Raw genomic sequence first — 17716 nt, 5'->3', positions numbered from 1 at the left:
CCGCCTGCCGGCGCAACCGTCGAAACGCTTGCATGCCGGATTCCGATTGAAATGACAACAACGACACCGTCCCGGAGGCTATCCATGTCCGCTGTTATCGATGCTCTTCTTGTTGAACTCGGTATCACGTTGCCCGTCGCAGCGGCGCCTGCTGCCAATTATGTTCCGTGGGTCATCAGCGGATCGCTGCTCACCATCTCCGGTCAATTGCCCATGGAAGATGGCAAGATCGCGGTTACCGGCCACCTTGGTCGCAATGTCAGCGTGGCCGAGGGCCAGCGCGCGGCGGAACTGTGCGCCATCAACATTCTCTCGCAGGCCAAGGCGGCGCTGGGTGGGGATCTGTCGCGCATCCGCCGCGTCGTGAAGCTGAACGGCTTCGTCGCATCCGACCCCGCCTTCATTGAGCAGCACCTCGTTATCAACGGCGCGTCGAACCTCATCGCCAAGGTGCTTGGCGACGCCGGCAAGCATGCGCGCGCGGCGGTCGGCATGGCCTCGCTTCCCTTCAATGCCGCCGTCGAAATCGACGCCGTCATCGAAATCGCCTGAGGCTGCCATGCAGGATCTGTCCTGGCTGAAGGCTCAGCCGATCGCCCATCGGGGCTACCACGACATGAACAGGACGGTGTGGGAAAACACGCTGTCGGCGGCGCGGCGCGCCGTCGAGAAGGGGTTCGCGATCGAATGCGACCTGCACTACACCGCCGACAGCGTGCCGGTCGTCTTCCATGACGACGACCTGCAGCGGCTGTGCGGCATTCGCGGCGATGTGCGGGCCCGGACCGCCGGCGAACTCGGCCTGCTCGCCATCGGCGGCACGTCCGACAAAGTCCCGACGCTGCGCCAGCTTCTGAAGGCGGTGGACGGTAAGGTGCCGCTCGTCATCGAACTCAAGGGGCGGGAAGGCGACGACGAAGGCTTTGCCGAATCGGTCCTTGAGGAACTCGAGGGCTACAAGGGCCATGTCGCCCTGATGAGCTTCGACCACTGGCTGCTGAAGGACCTGAAGGCGCTTGGCGCGCCCTACCCGCTCGGTCTTACGGCGGAAGGTTCGAGCCCCGAGACCTTCTTCGTGCATGAGGAGGCAATGCAGCTCGGCCTCGATTTCATTTCCTACTTCTACGGCGACCTGCCCAACAGCTTCATCGCCAAGGAAAAAACGCTCGGCCGGACCATCATCACCTGGACCGTGAGGGATGAAAAGGCACTGCGCCATACCTATCTCCATGCCGACCAGATGACGTTCGAAGGGTTCGACCCTATGGAGATAGCCGCCGCGTGACAGAAGGCGATCTGACGCTGCATGTGGAAACGCGCTTTGCGGATATTCGCGAGGCAGACTGGCAGGCGCTGACCGGCGCCTGCTCGCGGACGCCGGGCTACAATCCGTTCATCTCCCACGCTTTTCTCTCGGCTCTGGAAGAGTCCGGTTCGGCCGATGCCGACACGGGCTGGCTTGGCCAGCACCTGTTGCTGAGAAACGGCGAGGGACAGTTGATCGGCGCCCTGCCCTGCTACCTCAAGTCCCACAGCCAGGGCGAATATGTTTTCGACCATGCCTGGGCCGATGCCTTCCAGCGGGCCGGCGGACGCTATTATCCGAAGCTGCAATCCTGCGTGCCCTTTACACCGGCAACCGGGCCGCGCCTTCTCGCCCAGGCGCCCGAGGGCTCCGACGCCGAGATGATCCGCATTGCCCTTGCCGAGGGATTGAAGACACTGGCCTCGCGGCTCAAGGTCTCATCAGCGCATGTGACCTTCGTACCCGAGGCCGAAATGGCAGCCTTCGGGGCCGCCGATTATCTGCATCGCACGGACCAGCAGTTCCATTTCACGAATGACGGCTATGGCTGCCATGACGACTTCCTCGCCACCCTCGCCTCACGCAAGCGCAAGGGCCTGAAGCGCGAGCGGCGTGATGCGCTGGCGAACGGCATCACCATCGACTGGCTGACGGGCAGTGACCTGACCGAGGATATCTGGGATCAGTTCTACGCCTTCTACATGGATACGGGCAGCCGCAAATGGGGCCGGCCCTATCTGACGCGGTCGTTCTATTCGCTGATCGGAGAGCGCATGGCGAACGACATCCTGCTCGTGATGGCGAAGCGGGATGGACGCTACATCGCCGGCGCCATCAATTTCATCGGCGCCGATGCGCTCTATGGCCGGCACTGGGGTTGCCTTGAGGATCACCCCTTCCTGCATTTCGAGGTCTGCTACCACCAGGCCATCGATTTTGCGATCGCGCGCAAGCTGAAGCGCGTCGAAGCGGGTGCGCAGGGCGAGCACAAGCTTGCCCGCGGCTATATGCCCGTCACCACCCACTCCGCGCACCACATTGCCCATCCGGGCCTTCGCCATGCCGTTGCCGATTATCTGGAGCGGGAACGGCGCGAGGTGGAGGCGGTCTCCGACATGCTCGCCGAACACGGACCCTTCCGGCGCGGCGAACGCCAAGACGACTGACAAGAGGACGAAGCAACCATGGCACTGCAAGGCTACGACGACGGCAATATTTTCGCGAAGATCCTGCGCGGCGAAATCCCGTGCCACAAGGTCTACGAGACGGACGATGTGCTCGCCTTCATGGATGTGATGCCCCAGGCCGAGGGCCACCTGCTTGTCATCCCCAAGACGGCGTCGCGCAACATCCTCGATGCCAGCGATTCGACACTCGCGCCGCTGATCGCCGCGGTGCGCAAGCTCTCGGTGGCGGCCCAGGAGGCCTTCAACGCCGACGGCATCACCATCATGCAGTTCAACGAGGCGCCGGCCGGCCAGTCGGTCTTCCACCTCCACTTCCACGTCATTCCCCGAAAGGACGGCGTCGGCCTGCGGCCCCACAGCGGAAAGATGGAGGACAATGCGGTGCTGGCCGCGAATGCCGAAAAGGTGCGGCGGGCGCTGTAAGGGTCGATCAGTCAAAGGGCTGGGATCAAAATCCCAGCCACCACAGGCCAAGGGCCAGCGTTGCAATAGCGGTTGCGATGCCGACGGGCGGGCGGCTGCCGGAGATGAAGAAGGCGGCGGCGCCAACGGCAATGGCGCCGATGCGCAGCCAGACGGGTGACTGTTCGAGCGTGCCGGTCGGAAAAACCACTAGCTTGGCAATGACGGCGGCAACGAGGGCGGTGGCGACGGCGCGCACCCAGTTCAGGGCTTCGGAACTCTCATCGAGACGATTGCCGGCAAGGACGCCGAGCCAGCGCCAGATGTCCGTCGCCAGCCAGCCGGCGATGGCGATGAAGACGAAGCCCCACCAGTTATCGGCCCAGTTCCAGCTCATGGTGCGCCCTCCCCGCCCTTGCCCGCATCCGGCGTTGCGGATGCGCGCATGGAGCGCTGACGCATGGCACGCTCGATCGCCCAGGCCAGGGTGCCGCCAACGAGGCCGGCGATGAGGATGTCGAGCTCGGGCGCGAGAATGGTGGCGATCGGACCGACGATGAGGCCGACGACAAGGGCGACATGGATGACGCGCTGGCGGGCCGATGCCCAGATGGAGGCCAGGAAGTAGACGGGCGTCAGGAAGAACAGGCAGCCCGCCAGGATCGGCGGAAAGGTGACGACGAGATTGTAGACGATGCCGACGAGCACCATGTTGGCGACGACCAGCGTGATGCCGAGACCGGCGCAGAAGACGACGCGCCGATCACGCGGCACCTCCGGCACGCGCTGCATGGCGTAGACCCAAGCCGTGATGGCCACGGTATGGGAAAGCGCAAGAAGGCTTGCCGTGCGCGTCCTTTGTCCACGGATTTCAGGCACCAGCGCCGCCACCATTGGCATCATCCGGATGGAGGAGAGCGTCACGGCGAGGAAGGCAGCGGCGATATTGGCACCGCTCGCGATCGAGCTGACGAGGATCATCTTGGCCGGGAGGGCCCAGACGATGCCGACCATGAAGACCACCTGGTCGCGCGGCATGCCGGTTTCGACGCAGAAGGCGGCGAATCCGACGAAGGACAACATGAGAATGACGCCAGGCAGGCTGAACAGGCCGGCGGCACCGCGGACAAACCAGTAGGCCGCCGAGCCATCCGATGTCTGTGTTGTCATGGGGGTCGTCTCGCCTTTGGCGGGCGCCGCAAGGACAGGCCATGGACTTCGATGTGCCGGGCCGGGCGCCGCTCTTTCATAGACTGTAGCACTGCCGCCGCGCGGCGCGGAAGGAAAAGTGCGCCGCAATATTCATTATTTCACAGATGAATGACCAGCACGGTCGCCACAGGCTGAGCGGCCTCGCCGCGCACAAAAATGCCGGGCACGAGGCCCGGCATCCCTGTGCACCACTTTCAGTGGCCTTACTTCTTGCGCGGCACCTTCGGAACCGTACTGCCCTTGCGGGCGGGCTCTTCGGGCTTTGCCTCATCGGCCGGCTTCTTGCCGCGGGCCTTTGCTTCGGCCGCCACCAGTTCCGGTTCGGCCTTGGGCTTGGCCGTCTTGCGGGCCGGCCGCTGGATTTCCGGCTTCGGCTTGATCGGTGCCGTTTCGGACACCGATTCCAGCAGGAGGCCCTGCTTGCCGTCCGGCTTCTCGCCGATGGTGACGCGGACGACGCCGCCCTTCTTCAGCTTGCCGAAGAGGATTTCCTCGGCGAGCGGCTTCTTGATGTTTTCCTGGATGACACGCGACAGCGGGCGGGCACCCATCTTCTCGTCGTACCCCTTTTCCGCCAGCCAGGCGATCGCCTCCGGCGCGAGGTCGAAGGTGACGTTGCGTTCGGCGAGCTGTGATTCGAGCTGCATGACGAACTTCTGCACGACCTGATGGATGACCGGCGTCGGCAGCGAGCCGAAGGGGATCACCGCATCCAGCCGGTTGCGGAATTCCGGCGTGAAGAGGCGGTTCAGCGCCTCGACGTCCTCGCCTTCGCGCTTCGACGAGCCGAAGCCGATGGCGGCCTTCTGCATGTCGGCCGCGCCCGCATTGGTTGTCATGATCAGGATGACGTTGCGGAAGTCGATCTTCTTGCCGTTGTGGTCCGTCAGCTGGCCATGATCCATGACCTGCAGCAGGATGTTGAAGAGGTCCGGATGGGCCTTTTCGATTTCATCGAGCAGCAACACGCTGTGCGGATGCTGGTCGATCCCGTCCGTCAACAGGCCGCCCTGATCGAAGCCGACATAGCCGGGAGGGGCACCAAGCAGACGCGACACCGTGTGGCGCTCCATGTATTCCGACATGTCGAAGCGCAACAGCTCGACGCCGAGTGAGCTTGCGAGTTGCTTGGCAACTTCCGTCTTGCCGACGCCCGTTGGGCCAGAGAAGACGTAGCAGCCGATCGGCTTGTTGGGCTCGCGCAGGCCCGCACGGGCAAGCTTGATCGCCGAGGACAGGGCTTCGATGGCGAGGTCCTGGCCGTAGACGACCGAGCGCAGCTCCTTCTCGAGGTTGGCGAGCACCTGCTCGTCATCCTTGGAGACAGTCTTTGGCGGAATGCGTGCCATGGTGGCGATCGTCGCCTCGATCTCCTTTTCGGTGATCAGCTTGCGACGCTTGCCGGCCGGCAGCAGCATCTGGGCCGCACCGGTCTCGTCGATCACGTCGATCGCCTTGTCCGGCAGCTTGCGGTCGGAGATATAGCGCGCAGAAAGCTCCACGGCCGACTTGATCGCCTCGTTGGAGTATTTCAGCTTGTGATAGTCCTCGAAATAGGGCTTCAGACCCTTCATGATCTCGATGGCATCGTCGATGGAGGGCTCGTTGACGTCGATCTTCTGGAAACGGCGGACCAGCGCCCGGTCCTTTTCGAAGAACTGACGGTATTCCTTGTAAGTGGTCGAGCCGATGCAGCGGATGGCACCGGAGGACAGGGCCGGCTTCAGGAGGTTCGAAGCGTCCATGGCACCGCCCGACGTCGCGCCCGCACCGATGACGGTGTGGATCTCGTCTATGAAGAGCACGGCGCCCGGATATTCCTCGAGTTCCTTGACCACCTGCTTCAGGCGCTCCTCGAAATCGCCGCGGTAGCGCGTGCCGGCCAGCAGAGTGCCCATGTCGAGCGAGAAGATCGTCGCATCCTGCAGGGCTTCCGGCACCTTCTTCTCGATGATCCGCTTGGCGAGGCCCTCGGCAATCGCCGTCTTGCCGACGCCGGGGTCGCCGACATACAGCGGGTTGTTCTTCGAGCGGCGGCACAGAACTTGGATCGTGCGGCTGACTTCGGCGTGGCGACCGATCAGCGGGTCGATCTTGCCCGTCTTGGCCTTCTCGTTGAGGTTGACGCAATAGGCTGTGAGCGCATCCTGCTGCTTCTTGGCGCCGCCTGCCTCATCCTGCTCGCGCTGGCCCTTGGGTTCAGCGTCCTGCTCGTCGGCGCCGCGCACGGGCCTGTTCTCGGAGGCGCCGGGGCGCTTGCCGATACCATGGGAGATGAAATTGACAGCGTCGTAACGGGTCATCTCCTGCTCCTGCAGGAAATAGGCCGCATGGCTTTCGCGCTCGGCGAAGATGGCGACCAGAACGTTGGCGCCGGTCACTTCCTCGCGGCCCGAAGACTGCACATGGATGACGGCGCGCTGGATGACGCGCTGGAAGCCCGCGGTCGGCTTGGAATCCTCATCATAGCCGGTGACGAGATTGGCAAGCTCGTTGTCCACGTAATCGGCAACCGTCTTGCGCAGTACGTCAAGATTGACGTTGCATGCGCCCATGACGGCGGCTGCATCACTGTCTTCAATCAGGGCGAGCAGCAGATGTTCGAGCGTTGCATATTCATGATGGCGCTCATTGGCGAAGGTGAGCGCCTGGTGCAGTGCTTTTTCAAGGCTTGGCGAAAATGTCGGCACGATCGTTCCTCATTTCTTTTCCATGACGCACTGCAGCGGATGTTGGTGCTGCCGGGCGAAATCCATCACCTGTGTCACTTTGGTTTCGGCAATCTCGTAGGTGAACACGCCGCATTCGCCGACACCGTGGTGGTGGACATGCAGCATGATTCGTGTCGCCGCCTCGCGGTCCTTCTGGAAGAAGCGTTCGAGGATATGGATGACGAAATCCATCGGCGTGTAGTCGTCATTGAGCAGCAGGACCCGGTAAAGGCTTGGCTTGCGGGTTTTGGGTTTGGTGCGCGTAATGACCGAGGTGCCGCGACCGGGCGTCTGCCCATTGCCGTTTTCCCCGTCGTCCTGCATCCGAACCGGATTGGCCTTCATTGCCCGTCATTCCCTTACCAAGCGCGCCACCGGCTCCCCGTCGAGATCGTCGCCCTTGCGTCGCGTTAAGCCTAAGTTAGGTTCTTTCGTCGCAATTTTAAGGCCGTTTGCCCGCACTGCAACGAAATTTACCGATTTCATGACAGGATCACCTGCCATTCTTGAGCGGACCTGACCGCCTCGAAAGCCGCGTTGATCCGGCAGGGCACGCCGAAACGACCGCAAGCCAGAAAGCAAAATGCCGGCCACGAAACGCGACCGGCACACACCGCCGAAGCGGCAAACTCAAAAAAATACTGTCACACGACGCCGAGGGCGTCCGGCGCATCAGGCAGCAACAGCGGCCTTGGCAGCAGCCGTTGCCTTGGCAACCGGCGCTTCGTAGGGCTTGTACGCGCCCTTGGCGAGGTCGGCATACATTTCGCCGATCTTCTGGGCTTCGGCAACGTAGGCCTCATAGGCCGACTTGGCATAATTCGTCTGAAGTTCGAAAACGGCTTCCATGCTCTTGACCTTCGACAGCTTGTCGAGGTGAGCAACGTTCTCGTCGAAGGACTTCTTGGTGAACTCAGCGGTTTCGGAGGCGATTGCCTGGAAGCCCTTCGTCATCGACGCATAGCTCTTCAGCATGAGGTCGAAAGCTTCCTTGCCCTGCTTGTTGGCATCTTCGAAATTGAACATTGCATCACTCCCGTTCTGGTAAAACCGATGACAAAGACTTAGGTGCAGCGCACAATCTTGTCAATGTGCAGCGCAATATCCGAATAGCGCCAAAGCATAACATGCTGATGACCTTGCAATAAAATTTCTGCGCTTCGCACGTCAGACTTTAACGTTCACGTCAAAATCACTCCCAAAATTGACAAAGGCCCGGGCTGATCTCTCAACCCGGGCCTCGTCATTTTAGGATTATCAGAAAAGAAAACTCACAGATCGATATCGAGGATCGCCATCGAGAAATTGTAGGAGAGTTCGCCGTCTTCGTCGTCGCGGAAGATGACGCCCAGGAACTCATCCTCGAGATAAACCTCGGCCGATTCGTCCTTCTTCGGACGCGCCTTGATGGTGATCTTCGGGTTGATATTGCGCTTGAAATAGGCTTCGAGCTTGCGGATTTCCTCAGGCTTCAACGGTCTTCTCCGTGGGTTTTCGTCAGTCGGCGCCGCTTGTCGCACGGCGCATGTCGGGCTGTAAACCCCGTGGGGAAGGCCGTAGCGGGCACGTCCTCAGATATCACTGCCGGCCAGGATCTGGTCCATGGAGCGGGAGGGTTCGGAGCATCCGGCCTCACCGACGACCCGCGCCGGAACACCCGCAACCGTGGTCTTCGGCGGCACCGGCTTCAGCACGACGGAGCCAGCGGCAATGCGCGAGCAATGGCCGATGTGGATATTGCCGAGAATCTTCGCGCCGGCACCTATCAGCACGCCATTGTCGATCTTTGGGTGACGGTCGGCTCCTTCTTTCCCGGTGCCGCCAAGCGTCACGCCATGCAGGATCGAGACATTATCGCCGATCGCGGCCGTCTCGCCCACGACCAGCCCGGTCGCGTGATCGAGGAAGATGCCGCGGCCGATACGGGCGGCCGGATTGATGTCCGTCTGGAAGACGCTCGAGGCGCGACTCTGGAGATAGAGCGCAAAGTCGCGGCGGCCCTTGCCGAGCAGCCAATGGGCAAGGCGATGCGTCTGGATGGCGTGGAAGCCCTTGAAATAGAGAACAGGCTCGATGAACCGCGTGCATGCGGGGTCGCGATCATAGAAGGCCTGGATATCGACACGCAGGATCGTGCTCCATTCCGGCCAGTCATCCAGCATTTCGACGAAGGCCTGGCGCAGCAGGCTGGCATCGAGATCGCGGTGGTCGAGGCGCTCGCAGATGCGGTGAATGACGCTTTCTTCCAGCGAGCGCTGGTTGATGACGGTCGAATAGAGAAACGCCGACAGAAGCGGGTCGTGATCGGCGGCCGCGCAGGCTTCATCGCGCATGCTGTCCCAGATCGGGTCCATGGCCTTCACGGTTTCGCTGAGGCGGATGTCGCTGATGGCGACCATGGTCGCACTCCTTCTCTAGTTTCCGACTGCTGCCGAGGCGGGGCGCGCACGCCTGTACCACGGAACGGCACGATCATAGGACAAATCGACCTTGACATAAATGGGCCGGCACAAGCCTTCTACCAGAGGCCCCTCCGCCAAAATCAACCGCTGGGGTGATCGGCGAGGAAGGCGAGCACGGCGGCCTTGAACACACGGTCACCGACGGCCAGCATGTGGTCGCGACCGGGGATATCGAGCGCCGTTGCATTCGGCATAAGGGCGGCCAATGCCTGCGGCGATCCCGCGATATCGTCGGTTGTTCCGACCCCGATCAGCGTCGGCGTGGTGATGCGCGCGGCCTCAGTCTCGCTCACAAGATCGCGCGATGTGGCAATGCAGGCGGCGAGCGCGGTGCGGTCGCTGCGGGTCTGGTCGGCGAAGGCGCGGAACATGCGGCCACGCGGGTGGGTGACATCGTCGAGCGAGGGCGCGAGGAGCGCGTCCGCGATCGGATCCCAGTCGCCGACGCCCTCGACCATGCCGATGCCTAGGCCGCCGAGGATGAGCGTGGCGGGGCGATCGGGATGGCCGAGCGTCAGGAAAGCGGAGATGCGCGCGCCCATGGAATAGCCCATCAGGTGAAAACGCCCGATTCCGAGGTGATCGGCGAGAGCCACGACGTCCCCGGCCATGACCTTCGGGCGATAGGCTTCTGGATCATGCGGGCGAGCGCTCTGGCCGTGACCGCGATTATCAAGGGCGATGACGCGATAGCCGGCATCACCCAGCGTCTTCAGCCAGCCCGGATTGACCCAGTTGACGATGGCGCTGGAGGCAAAGCCGTGGACGAGGAGGATCGGCTCGCCGGAGGGATCGCCCTCATCGAAGAAGGCGATGTCGAGGCCATCGTGCTCAAATCTCTCAAAGCGCGGCGTCTTCAGGTCCATGCGGCATGTCTCCGGTTTTTCGAAGGAAGGCCGTTGTCATAGGCCTTCGCGGCGAAAGGAAAAAGAGTGAAATCGATTTTCCCGCCGATGGGTGAGCCGACATGCGAGCGCCGACGGGAAAAGGCGGGTCTGCGGCATCTTTGATGCTACACAAGCCGTTGAAAGCCCACTATGGTGCGGCGCAAATCGAGATGGGCCGCATCGATCGCGGCCGGACGACGGAGAATGAGCATGGCTGGGCACGGTATTCCCCACTTTCAGAACGATGGCGGTCACGCGGTGATCGAGATCGGCGCCAAGGAATTCATGTGCACGGGCGCCTCCTCCCCCTTCGATCATCCGCATATCTTCATCGACATGGGCGACGACAACGAGAAGGTCTGTTCCTACTGCTCGACGCTCTATCGCTACAATCCGGCGCTGAAGATCGAGGATACGGTTCCGGCCGGCTGCACCTATCACGTCGCAGCCTGATTCTGCTTCCCACACGAAAAGACATGCCATGACGCGCCGTCCGCAGCAGGTCGCCATCATCGGCGCCGGCATTGCGGGGCTGACGGCCGCGCTGGCGCTGGCGCGCAAGGGCATTGCCGTCGATCTCCACGAGCGGGCCGAAGCCCTGCGCGAAGTCGGCGCCGGCTTGCAACTCTCGCCGAATGCCAGCCGCATCCTCGATGCTCTTGATGTGCTGCCGGCGCTTCGGTCTGTCTGGCTCGAACCGCGCGCCGTGGCGCTCGTCGATGGCAAGAGCCTTCGCACCCTCACCGAAATTGCCTGTGGCGCAGCGGCCGAACGGCGCTGGGGCGCGCCCTACGGAACGCTGCACCGCGCCACGCTCCAGGGCGCGCTGGCCGACGCCGTCGGCAGGCAGAGCGGCGTCACGCTTCATCTCGGCACAACGATCGACCCTGCCCTTCCCTCGAAAGATCTTGCTCCGAATGCCGACCTCGTGATCGGCGCGGATGGCGTCTGGTCCGGTCTGCGCGGTGAGATCGCGGGCGCCGGCAGGGCCGCCTTCAGCGGTTCTGTCGCCTTCCGCATCACGGTTCCGATGACGGCGGCACCGAGGTGGATCCACGAGGAACGGGTGAGTGCCTTTGTCGGCCCCGGCGCCCATCTCGTTGCCTATCCGCTGAGGGAAGCCGGCGCGGTCAATCTCGTTGCGATCGTGTCGGGCCTCTCCGCCCCGTCACGCTGGGATAGCGCGGCCGATGCGGCGATGCGCTCGACCCTGATCCGCGCCTTTTCCCGCTGGCACCCCGATATTGCCGGCTGGATTGCCGCCGAGGGACAAGGTTCGCTCCTGTGCTGGCCGCTCTACGGTGTCAGCGAAGGACGATGGTTTGACGGCGAGCGCCGCGTGCTGATCGGTGACGCCGCCCATGCCATGACGCCCTTTGCGGCGCAGGGCGCGGCCATGGCCATCGAGGATGCCTGGGAACTGGCAGAAGCGGTGGCGAGCGACAGCGGCACGCTGACGGATCGCCTCAGCGGCTTCGAGACCGCGAGGCGGGTCCGCGTTGCCCGGGTGCGCGACCGGGGCGCCTTCAACAGCTTTGCCTACCACGCCCGCGGTCCGGTGCGATTCGCCCGCGACATCGTCTTCGGCCTCACTCCGCCTGCCCGGCTCGCCGCCGGGCTCGACTGGCTCTATGGATACCGGGCGCCCGGTCTTTAGGCAGACGTCGGGAGGCGTGCCTTCATCCGATCGCGGATGCCGCCGCAAGGCCAGCCTCAATGTCCCGCCGGATGTCGGCGACATCTTCGAGACCGATCTGCAGCCGGATCACCGGGCCCTCCTCGGGCGCTTTGGTCACCTTGCGGTCGGCGAGGCTGACATGGACCGCAAGCGACTCATACCCACCCCAGGAGTAGCCGAGGCCGAAGAGGCGCAGCGCATCGAGAAAGGCATGGGCGCGCGGCTTGAAGCGATCCGCCGCCGGCGCCTTCAGCACGAAGGAGAAGATGCCGCTGGAGCCCTTGAAGTCGCGCTTCCAAAGATCGTGACCCGGGAAGCTCTCGAGCGCGGGATGCAGCACGCGGGCGACCTCGTCGCGCGTTTCCAGCCAGCGGGCGATTTCGAGCGTGCTCTGCTGATGCCGTTCCAGGCGAATGCCCATGGTGCGCAGGCCCTTCAGGACCTGATAGCTGTCATCCGGCGCTCCGCAGATGCCGAGCGTGATGGACGCCTCCTTCAACTGCGACCAATGCTGCCGGTTGGCCGAGACCGTGCCCATGAGAATATCGGAATGGCCGGCCGGATACTTCGTGGCGGCATGGATCGAGATGTCGACGCCGTGGTCGAGCGGCTTGAAGAACAGCGGCGTCGCCCATGTATTGTCCATGGTCACCACCGCGCCGCCCGCATGGGCGATGCGGGCGACAAGCCCGATATCCTGCATCTCGAACGTGTTCGATCCCGGTGCTTCCGTATGCACGAGGCGCGTATTGGACCGCATCAGGGCAGAGAGCCCCTCGCCGATCGCCGGATCGTAATACTCCACCTCGACCCCGAGCCGCGTCAGCATCGTGTCGCAGAAATGGCGGGTCGGCGCGTAGACCGAATCGACGATCAGCGCGTGATCACCGGCCGAGAGGAAGGCCAGGAACGGCACGGTGACGGCCGCAAGGCCGCTCGGCACGACGATCGTGCCGGCCGACCCCTCCAGCGCGTCGATCGCATCCGTCAGCGCGTCGGTGGTCGGCGTGCCGCGCGTGCCGTAGGTGTATTTCTGCGCGCGCGTTTCCATCGTCCGGGCATTGGGAAACAGGACGGTGGAGGCGTGGACCACGGGAGGATTGACGAAGCCGTGATAGTCGGCGGGGTCAGGGCCGATATGGGCAAGCCTTGTATTCACGCCCGCCTCGCGGAAAAAATCCGACTTGTCCGCCATGCCGCTTCCTTTCGCTTCGCCGCCCCGGCAGGTTTTCACTTCTGCGCGAGGCCGGCATTCTTCCTGCTGGTGGCGCAGACTTTTGGTCACGGCGAAGCGGAGGGTCAAGAGGAATCCCCTCGCTCCATTGTCACCGGGACAGGGTCAAAAGCGCAAAAGATGCACAATTAGCCACCAGCTGATTATTTTTAATGCAATTCCACACTGCGGTGCGGGTTTCAGAGGCAATTGCGAGGGCCGGCACGAATTTTCGGCATTTGCGCTTGACCCTCAATGCGTTTGCGCCTGAAATGCCTTTTACTCGCGCCAGGAGGGTGGCGGGGGCTGGGCGCCTGAGACCGTCATGGTTTCGGCGGACAGGACTGCAAACAACGACAAGGATAAAGGCTCAAAGATGGCAAAGAAAATTCTCTCGACGCTGATCGGCGCAGCGGTGCTGGGACTGGGCGCTCAGGCAGCGTCGGCCGGCACGCTCGACGACGTGAAGGCGAAGGGGTTCGTCCAGTGCGGCGTCAACGGATCCAACCTCGCTGGCTTCGGCGCCCAGGATTCGACGGGCAACTGGACCGGTCTCGACGTCGACCTGTGCAAGGGCATTGCAGCCGCCGTCTTTGGCGATGCAACGAAGGTGAAGTTCACGCCCCTTTCCGCCAAGGACCGTTTCCCGGCGCTGCAATCCGGCGAAATCGACATCCTTGCCCGCAACACGACCTGGAGTGCAAGCCGCGACAGCCAGCTCGGTTTCGACTTCCGCGCCATCAACTATTATGATGGTCAGGGCTTCATGGTGCGCAAGGACCTCGGCGTGAACTCGGCCCTCGAACTGAACGGCGCGTCGATCTGCGTGCAGTCCGGTACGACGACCGAACTCAACCTCGCCGACTACTTCCGCGCCAATAATATCGAGTTCAAGCCGGTCGTGTTCGAGCAGCAGAGCGAAGCGGACGCCGCCTACAAGGCCGGCCGTTGCGATGCCTATACCACCGACGCATCGGGCCTTTATTCGATCCGTCTGAAGATGGACAATCCGGACGATCACGTCGTTCTGCCGGAAATCATCTCCAAGGAGCCGCTGGGCCCGGCCGTTCGCGGCAATGATTCCAAGTGGTTCGACGTCGTCTCCTTCACGCATTACGCCATGGTGACGGCCGAGGAATTCGGCATTACCCAGGCCAATGTCGAGGAAATGAAGAAGTCGGAAAACCCCGATATCAAGCGCTTCCTCGGTGAAGAAGCCGACTCGACCATCGGCGCCGATTTCGGCCTTCCGAAGGACTGGGCCGTTCAGATCATCAAGGCCGTCGGCAATTACGGCGAAGCCTTCGATCGCAATGTTGGCGAAGGCTCGCCGCTCAAGATCCAGCGCGGCCTGAACGCGCTGTGGAACAAGGGCGGCCTGCAGTACGCCCCGCCGATCCGCTGATCGCAACCCACGAGAACGGGAGGGACGGCTTCAGGGCCGCCCCTTCCTTCCAATGAAAGCCCGGCATAAGGGCTTCGCTTGATACAGGGGAAAAGTATGGCAGCGACCGACGCCCATGATCCGGGCGGGACGGAACGACCTTCCGTATCGCTTATCTACAATCCGGCACTGCGCCGCGTGCTCTATCAGGTCGTCACACTGGCGATCATCATCTGGGCGGTCTATTTCGCCGCAACCAACGTTATCCAGAACCTTGCCCGCGCCAATATGACGGCGGGCTTCGGCTTCCTGAACAGCCGCGCCGGCTTCGACGTCGCGCAGGCGCTGATCTCCTATACGCCCGACGACACCTTCTTCCGGGCGCTTCAGGTCGGTCTTGTCAACACATTGGTGGTCTCTTTCTGGGGCATCATTACGGCGACGATCGTCGGTCTTCTCGTCGGCATTGGCCGTCTTTCGAACAACTGGCTGATCGCGCGGCTTTGCACCGCCTATGTGGAACTCTTCCGCAACCTGCCGCCGCTGCTCGTCATTTTCTTCTGGTATCTCGGCGTTCTGGCTCTGCTGCCGACGGCGCGCGAGCTGTTCCAGACCATCAAGGACAATCCGGACAAGATCTTCTTTCTGTCCAACCGCGGCTTCTACATGCCGGCGCCGATCTTCGGCGAGGGCTTTTCGCTGGTCGTCTATGCGCTGATTGCGGGGATCGTGGCGGCCATCTGTTTTGCGATCTACGGAAACCGGCGCCAGCTGGCGACCGGCCAGCGTCCCCCTGTCCTCCTCGTCAACCTCGCGCTCATTATCCTGCCGCCCGTGCTGACCTTCGTCGCGCTCGGCATGCCGCTCAGCTTCGATTATGCCATTCCCGGCAATTTCAACATGCGGGGCGGCATGTCGGTCGGGCCCGAGTTCATCGCCCTTTACCTCGCCCTGTCGCTCTACACCGCCTCCTTCATCGCCGAAATCGTGCGCGGCGGTATTCGCGGCGTCTCGCGCGGACAGACGGAAGCGGCCTTTGCGCTCGGGCTGCGCTCCAGCCATGCGATGCGGCTCGTGGTTCTGCCGCAGGCCATGCGCATCATCATTCCGCCGCTGACCTCCCAGTACCTCAACCTCATCAAGAATTCCTCGCTTGCCGTTGCCGTCGGCTATGCGGATCTCGTCGCCGTCGGCGGCACGATCCTCAACCAGTCCGGCCGCTCGATCGAGATCATCGCGATCTGGATGCTGATCTACGTCTCGATCAGTCTCACGACCTCGCTGTTCATGAACTGGTTCAACGCCAAGATGGCCCTGGTGGAGCGTTAAGATGACGGACCAGACCTCTTCCTTCGTCCGGCACGACTTCATCGCGCCGGCAGCACCGCCCACCAACGATGCCACGGCCTTCGGCTGGATGCGCCGCAACCTGTTTGCGACACCGGTCGATGCCACGCTGACGATCATCGCGGCGCTGGCAATCCTCTGGTATCTGCCGCCGGCCATCAACTGGCTGTTCATCTCGGCCGTCTGGACCGGCGCGGATCGCTCGGTCTGCACCACGGTCGTCGCCGGAGGCATCCAGCCGGAAGGCTGGAGCGGGGCCTGCTGGGCCTATGTCGGCGACCGTTTCGTGCAGTTCATGTTCGGCTCCTACCCGCGTGACCAGCTCTGGCGTCCGTTGACGGTCCTTGTCATCGCCGTCGCCCTGCTGATTCCGCTGCTGATGCCGAAAGTGCCGCGCAAGGGGCTGAACGCGATCCTGCTTCTCGTCGTGATGCCGATCATCGCCTTCTTCCTGCTGCTTGGCGGCTCCTTCGGCCTTCGATATGTCGAGACCTCGCTGTGGGGCGGGCTCATGGTCACGCTGATCCTGTCATTTGTCGGGATCGTCATCTCCTTCCCCTTCGGCATCCTGCTGGCGCTTGGCCGCCGGTCGCAAATGCCGATCATGAAGACGGTGTGCGTGGCCTTCATCGAACTGATCCGCGGCGTGCCGCTGATCACGGTTCTGTTCATGGCGAGCGTGCTCCTGCCGCTCTTCCTGACGCCCGGCAACAATATCGACAAGTTCCTGCGCGCCCTGATCGGCGTCTCGATCTTCGCCTCCGCCTATATGGCGGAAGTCATCCGCGGCGGCCTGCAGGCCATTCCCAAGGGACAGTACGAGGCGGCCGACGCGCTCGGCCTCAACTACTTCCACAAGATGACCTTCATCATCCTGCCGCAGGCCATCAAGCTCGTCATTCCCGGCATCGTGAACACCTTCATCGGCATGTTCAAGGATACCTCGCTCGTCACCATCATCTCGATGTACGACCTGCTCGGCATCGTGAAGGCGAGCTTCAACGATCCAACCTGGGGCACGCCCGTCACACCCTTGACCGGTCTGGTCTTTGCGGGTTTCGTGTTCTGGATTTTCTGCTTCGGCATGTCGCGCTATTCGCTCTTTATCGAGCGACGTCTCGACACCGGCCACAAACGATAATCAAAGGGGAAAACAATGGCTGAAGCCTCCCGGAAACTGGACGTCTCGGCGACAGAAGTCGCCATCGAGATCACCGGCATGAACAAGTGGTACGGCGATTTCCACGTGCTGCGCGATGTCAATCTCAAGGTCATGCGCGGCGAGCGCATCGTCATTGCCGGCCCCTCGGGCTCCGGCAAGTCAACGATGATCCGCTGCATCAACCGCCTCGAAGAGCATCAGAAGGGCACGATCGTCGTCGATGGTATCGAACTGACCAACGACCTGAAGAAGATCGACGAGGTGCGCCGCGAGGTCGGCATGGTGTTCCAGCACTTCAACCTCTTCCCGCACCTGACGATCCTCGAAAACTGCACGCTGGCGCCGATCTGGGTGCGCAAGATGCCGAAAAAGGACGCCGAAGAGATCGCGATGCACTTCCTCAAGCGCGTCAAGATCCCCGAGCAGGCCAACAAGTATCCGGGACAGCTTTCCGGCGGCCAGCAGCAGCGTGTCGCCATCGCGCGGGCGCTGTGCATGAAGCCGAAGATCCTGCTCTTCGACGAACCGACCTCGGCGCTCGACCCTGAGATGGTCAAGGAAGTGCTCGACACGATGGTAAGCCTTGCCGAAGAGGGCATGACGATGCTGTGCGTGACCCACGAAATGGGCTTTGCCCGTCAGGTCGCCAACCGCGTCATCTTCATGGACCAGGGCCAGATCGTCGAGCAGAACAACCCGACCGACTTCTTCGACAATCCCCAGCACGAACGCACCAAGCTGTTCCTCAGCCAGATCCTGCACTGA

20 protein-coding genes are annotated in these 17716 nt (G+C 62.6%); 10 read left to right on the top strand and 10 right to left on the bottom strand.

Translation table 11 applies throughout. The features are described from left to right. Positions 1-84 precede the first annotated feature (84 nt). Genes F3H41_RS01835 through F3H41_RS01820 form a run of 4 tightly spaced genes read left to right on the top strand, consistent with a single transcriptional unit; the run spans position 85 to position 2916 of the window. Positions 85-552, top strand: a complete 468-nt coding sequence (locus tag F3H41_RS01835; protein ID WP_149736876.1) for a RidA family protein — start codon at positions 85-87, stop codon at positions 550-552. 7 nt (positions 553-559) lie between these two features. Then, positions 560-1285, top strand: a complete 726-nt coding sequence (locus F3H41_RS01830; RefSeq protein WP_149736875.1) for a glycerophosphodiester phosphodiesterase — start codon at positions 560-562, stop codon at positions 1283-1285. A gap of 44 nt (positions 1286-1329) precedes the next feature. Next, on the top strand, positions 1330-2472 hold the full coding sequence (locus F3H41_RS01825) for a GNAT family N-acetyltransferase (protein ID WP_244616113.1): 1143 nt from the start codon (positions 1330-1332) through the stop codon (positions 2470-2472). A gap of 18 nt (positions 2473-2490) precedes the next feature. Next, positions 2491-2916 carry an HIT family protein gene (locus F3H41_RS01820; protein ID WP_188129313.1) on the top strand — a complete coding sequence of 142 codons (426 nt, stop codon included), beginning with the start codon at positions 2491-2493 and terminating at the stop codon, positions 2914-2916. A 25-nt stretch (positions 2917-2941) separates the two neighbouring features. Here F3H41_RS01820 and F3H41_RS01815 read toward each other — a convergent pair whose 3' ends face one another. From F3H41_RS01815 to F3H41_RS01780, 9 genes are all read right to left on the bottom strand, one after another. Further along, the gene (locus F3H41_RS01815) at positions 2942-3292 is read right to left on the bottom strand and encodes an AzlD domain-containing protein (RefSeq protein WP_149736873.1); all 351 of its coding nucleotides are present in this window, start codon (positions 3290-3292) and stop codon (positions 2942-2944) included. Next, positions 3289-4065, bottom strand: a complete 777-nt coding sequence (locus tag F3H41_RS01810; protein WP_149736872.1) for an AzlC family ABC transporter permease — start codon at positions 4063-4065, stop codon at positions 3289-3291. The genes F3H41_RS01815 and F3H41_RS01810 overlap by 4 nt, the downstream gene beginning before the upstream one ends. Positions 4066-4310: 245 nt before the next feature. After that, positions 4311-6797 (bottom strand): ATP-dependent Clp protease ATP-binding subunit ClpA, encoded by a 2487-nt coding sequence (gene clpA, locus F3H41_RS01805; protein ID WP_149736871.1) that lies wholly within the window; start codon positions 6795-6797, stop codon positions 4311-4313. 9 nt (positions 6798-6806) lie between these two features. Continuing rightward, positions 6807-7163, bottom strand: a complete 357-nt coding sequence (clpS, locus tag F3H41_RS01800) for an ATP-dependent Clp protease adapter ClpS (RefSeq protein ID WP_149736870.1) — start codon at positions 7161-7163, stop codon at positions 6807-6809. Positions 7164-7169: 6 nt separating this feature from the next. Further along, a complete protein-coding gene (locus F3H41_RS21675; protein ID WP_280177025.1) occupies positions 7170-7304 on the bottom strand; it encodes a hypothetical protein in 135 nt (44 codons plus the stop codon). Positions 7305-7490: 186 nt separating this feature from the next. Then, positions 7491-7844 (bottom strand): phasin family protein, encoded by a 354-nt coding sequence (locus F3H41_RS01795; RefSeq protein ID WP_149736869.1) that lies wholly within the window; start codon positions 7842-7844, stop codon positions 7491-7493. 245 nt (positions 7845-8089) lie between these two features. Further along, positions 8090-8293 carry a DUF3126 family protein gene (locus tag F3H41_RS01790; protein WP_149736868.1) on the bottom strand — a complete coding sequence of 68 codons (204 nt, stop codon included), beginning with the start codon at positions 8291-8293 and terminating at the stop codon, positions 8090-8092. A 96-nt stretch (positions 8294-8389) separates the two neighbouring features. After that, the gene (gene cysE / locus F3H41_RS01785; protein ID WP_149736867.1) at positions 8390-9217 is read right to left on the bottom strand and encodes a serine O-acetyltransferase; all 828 of its coding nucleotides are present in this window, start codon (positions 9215-9217) and stop codon (positions 8390-8392) included. Between the two features lie 143 nt (positions 9218-9360). Next, a complete protein-coding gene (locus tag F3H41_RS01780) occupies positions 9361-10146 on the bottom strand; it encodes an alpha/beta hydrolase (RefSeq protein ID WP_149736866.1) in 786 nt (261 codons plus the stop codon). 231 nt (positions 10147-10377) lie between these two features. On the opposite strand from F3H41_RS01780, the gene F3H41_RS01775 reads away from it, so the two are divergent. Next, entirely contained in the window at positions 10378-10620 is a 243-nt protein-coding gene (locus F3H41_RS01775; protein WP_149736865.1) for a zinc-finger domain-containing protein, read from the top strand. Between the two features lie 28 nt (positions 10621-10648). After that, positions 10649-11824, top strand: a complete 1176-nt coding sequence (locus tag F3H41_RS01770) for an FAD-dependent monooxygenase (RefSeq protein ID WP_149736864.1) — start codon at positions 10649-10651, stop codon at positions 11822-11824. Positions 11825-11846: 22 nt separating this feature from the next. On the opposite strand, the gene F3H41_RS01765 is transcribed toward F3H41_RS01770, so the two are convergent. Then, positions 11847-13040 (bottom strand): cystathionine beta-lyase, encoded by a 1194-nt coding sequence (locus F3H41_RS01765; protein ID WP_149736863.1) that lies wholly within the window; start codon positions 13038-13040, stop codon positions 11847-11849. A gap of 394 nt (positions 13041-13434) precedes the next feature. Here F3H41_RS01765 and F3H41_RS01760 point away from each other — a divergent pair, with 394 nt between their 5' ends. From F3H41_RS01760 to F3H41_RS01745, 4 genes are all read left to right on the top strand, one after another. After that, complete coding sequence (locus tag F3H41_RS01760) at positions 13435-14463, top strand: amino acid ABC transporter substrate-binding protein (RefSeq protein WP_149736862.1); 1029 nt, start codon at positions 13435-13437, stop codon at positions 14461-14463. Between the two features lie 96 nt (positions 14464-14559). Beyond that, entirely contained in the window at positions 14560-15771 is a 1212-nt protein-coding gene (locus F3H41_RS01755; RefSeq protein ID WP_149736861.1) for an amino acid ABC transporter permease, read from the top strand. A 1-nt stretch (position 15772) separates the two neighbouring features. Continuing rightward, positions 15773-16930 carry an amino acid ABC transporter permease gene (locus F3H41_RS01750; protein WP_149736860.1) on the top strand — a complete coding sequence of 386 codons (1158 nt, stop codon included), beginning with the start codon at positions 15773-15775 and terminating at the stop codon, positions 16928-16930. A 15-nt stretch (positions 16931-16945) separates the two neighbouring features. Next, the gene (locus F3H41_RS01745; RefSeq protein WP_149736859.1) at positions 16946-17716 is read left to right on the top strand and encodes an amino acid ABC transporter ATP-binding protein; all 771 of its coding nucleotides are present in this window, start codon (positions 16946-16948) and stop codon (positions 17714-17716) included.

The organism is Rhizobium sp. RU20A (genome assembly GCF_900155885.1).
Lineage (GTDB): Bacteria > Pseudomonadota > Alphaproteobacteria > Rhizobiales > Rhizobiaceae > RU20A.
The sequence above is the reverse complement of the archived record's forward strand: the minus strand, read 5'-3'. Positions and strand labels throughout refer to the sequence as shown.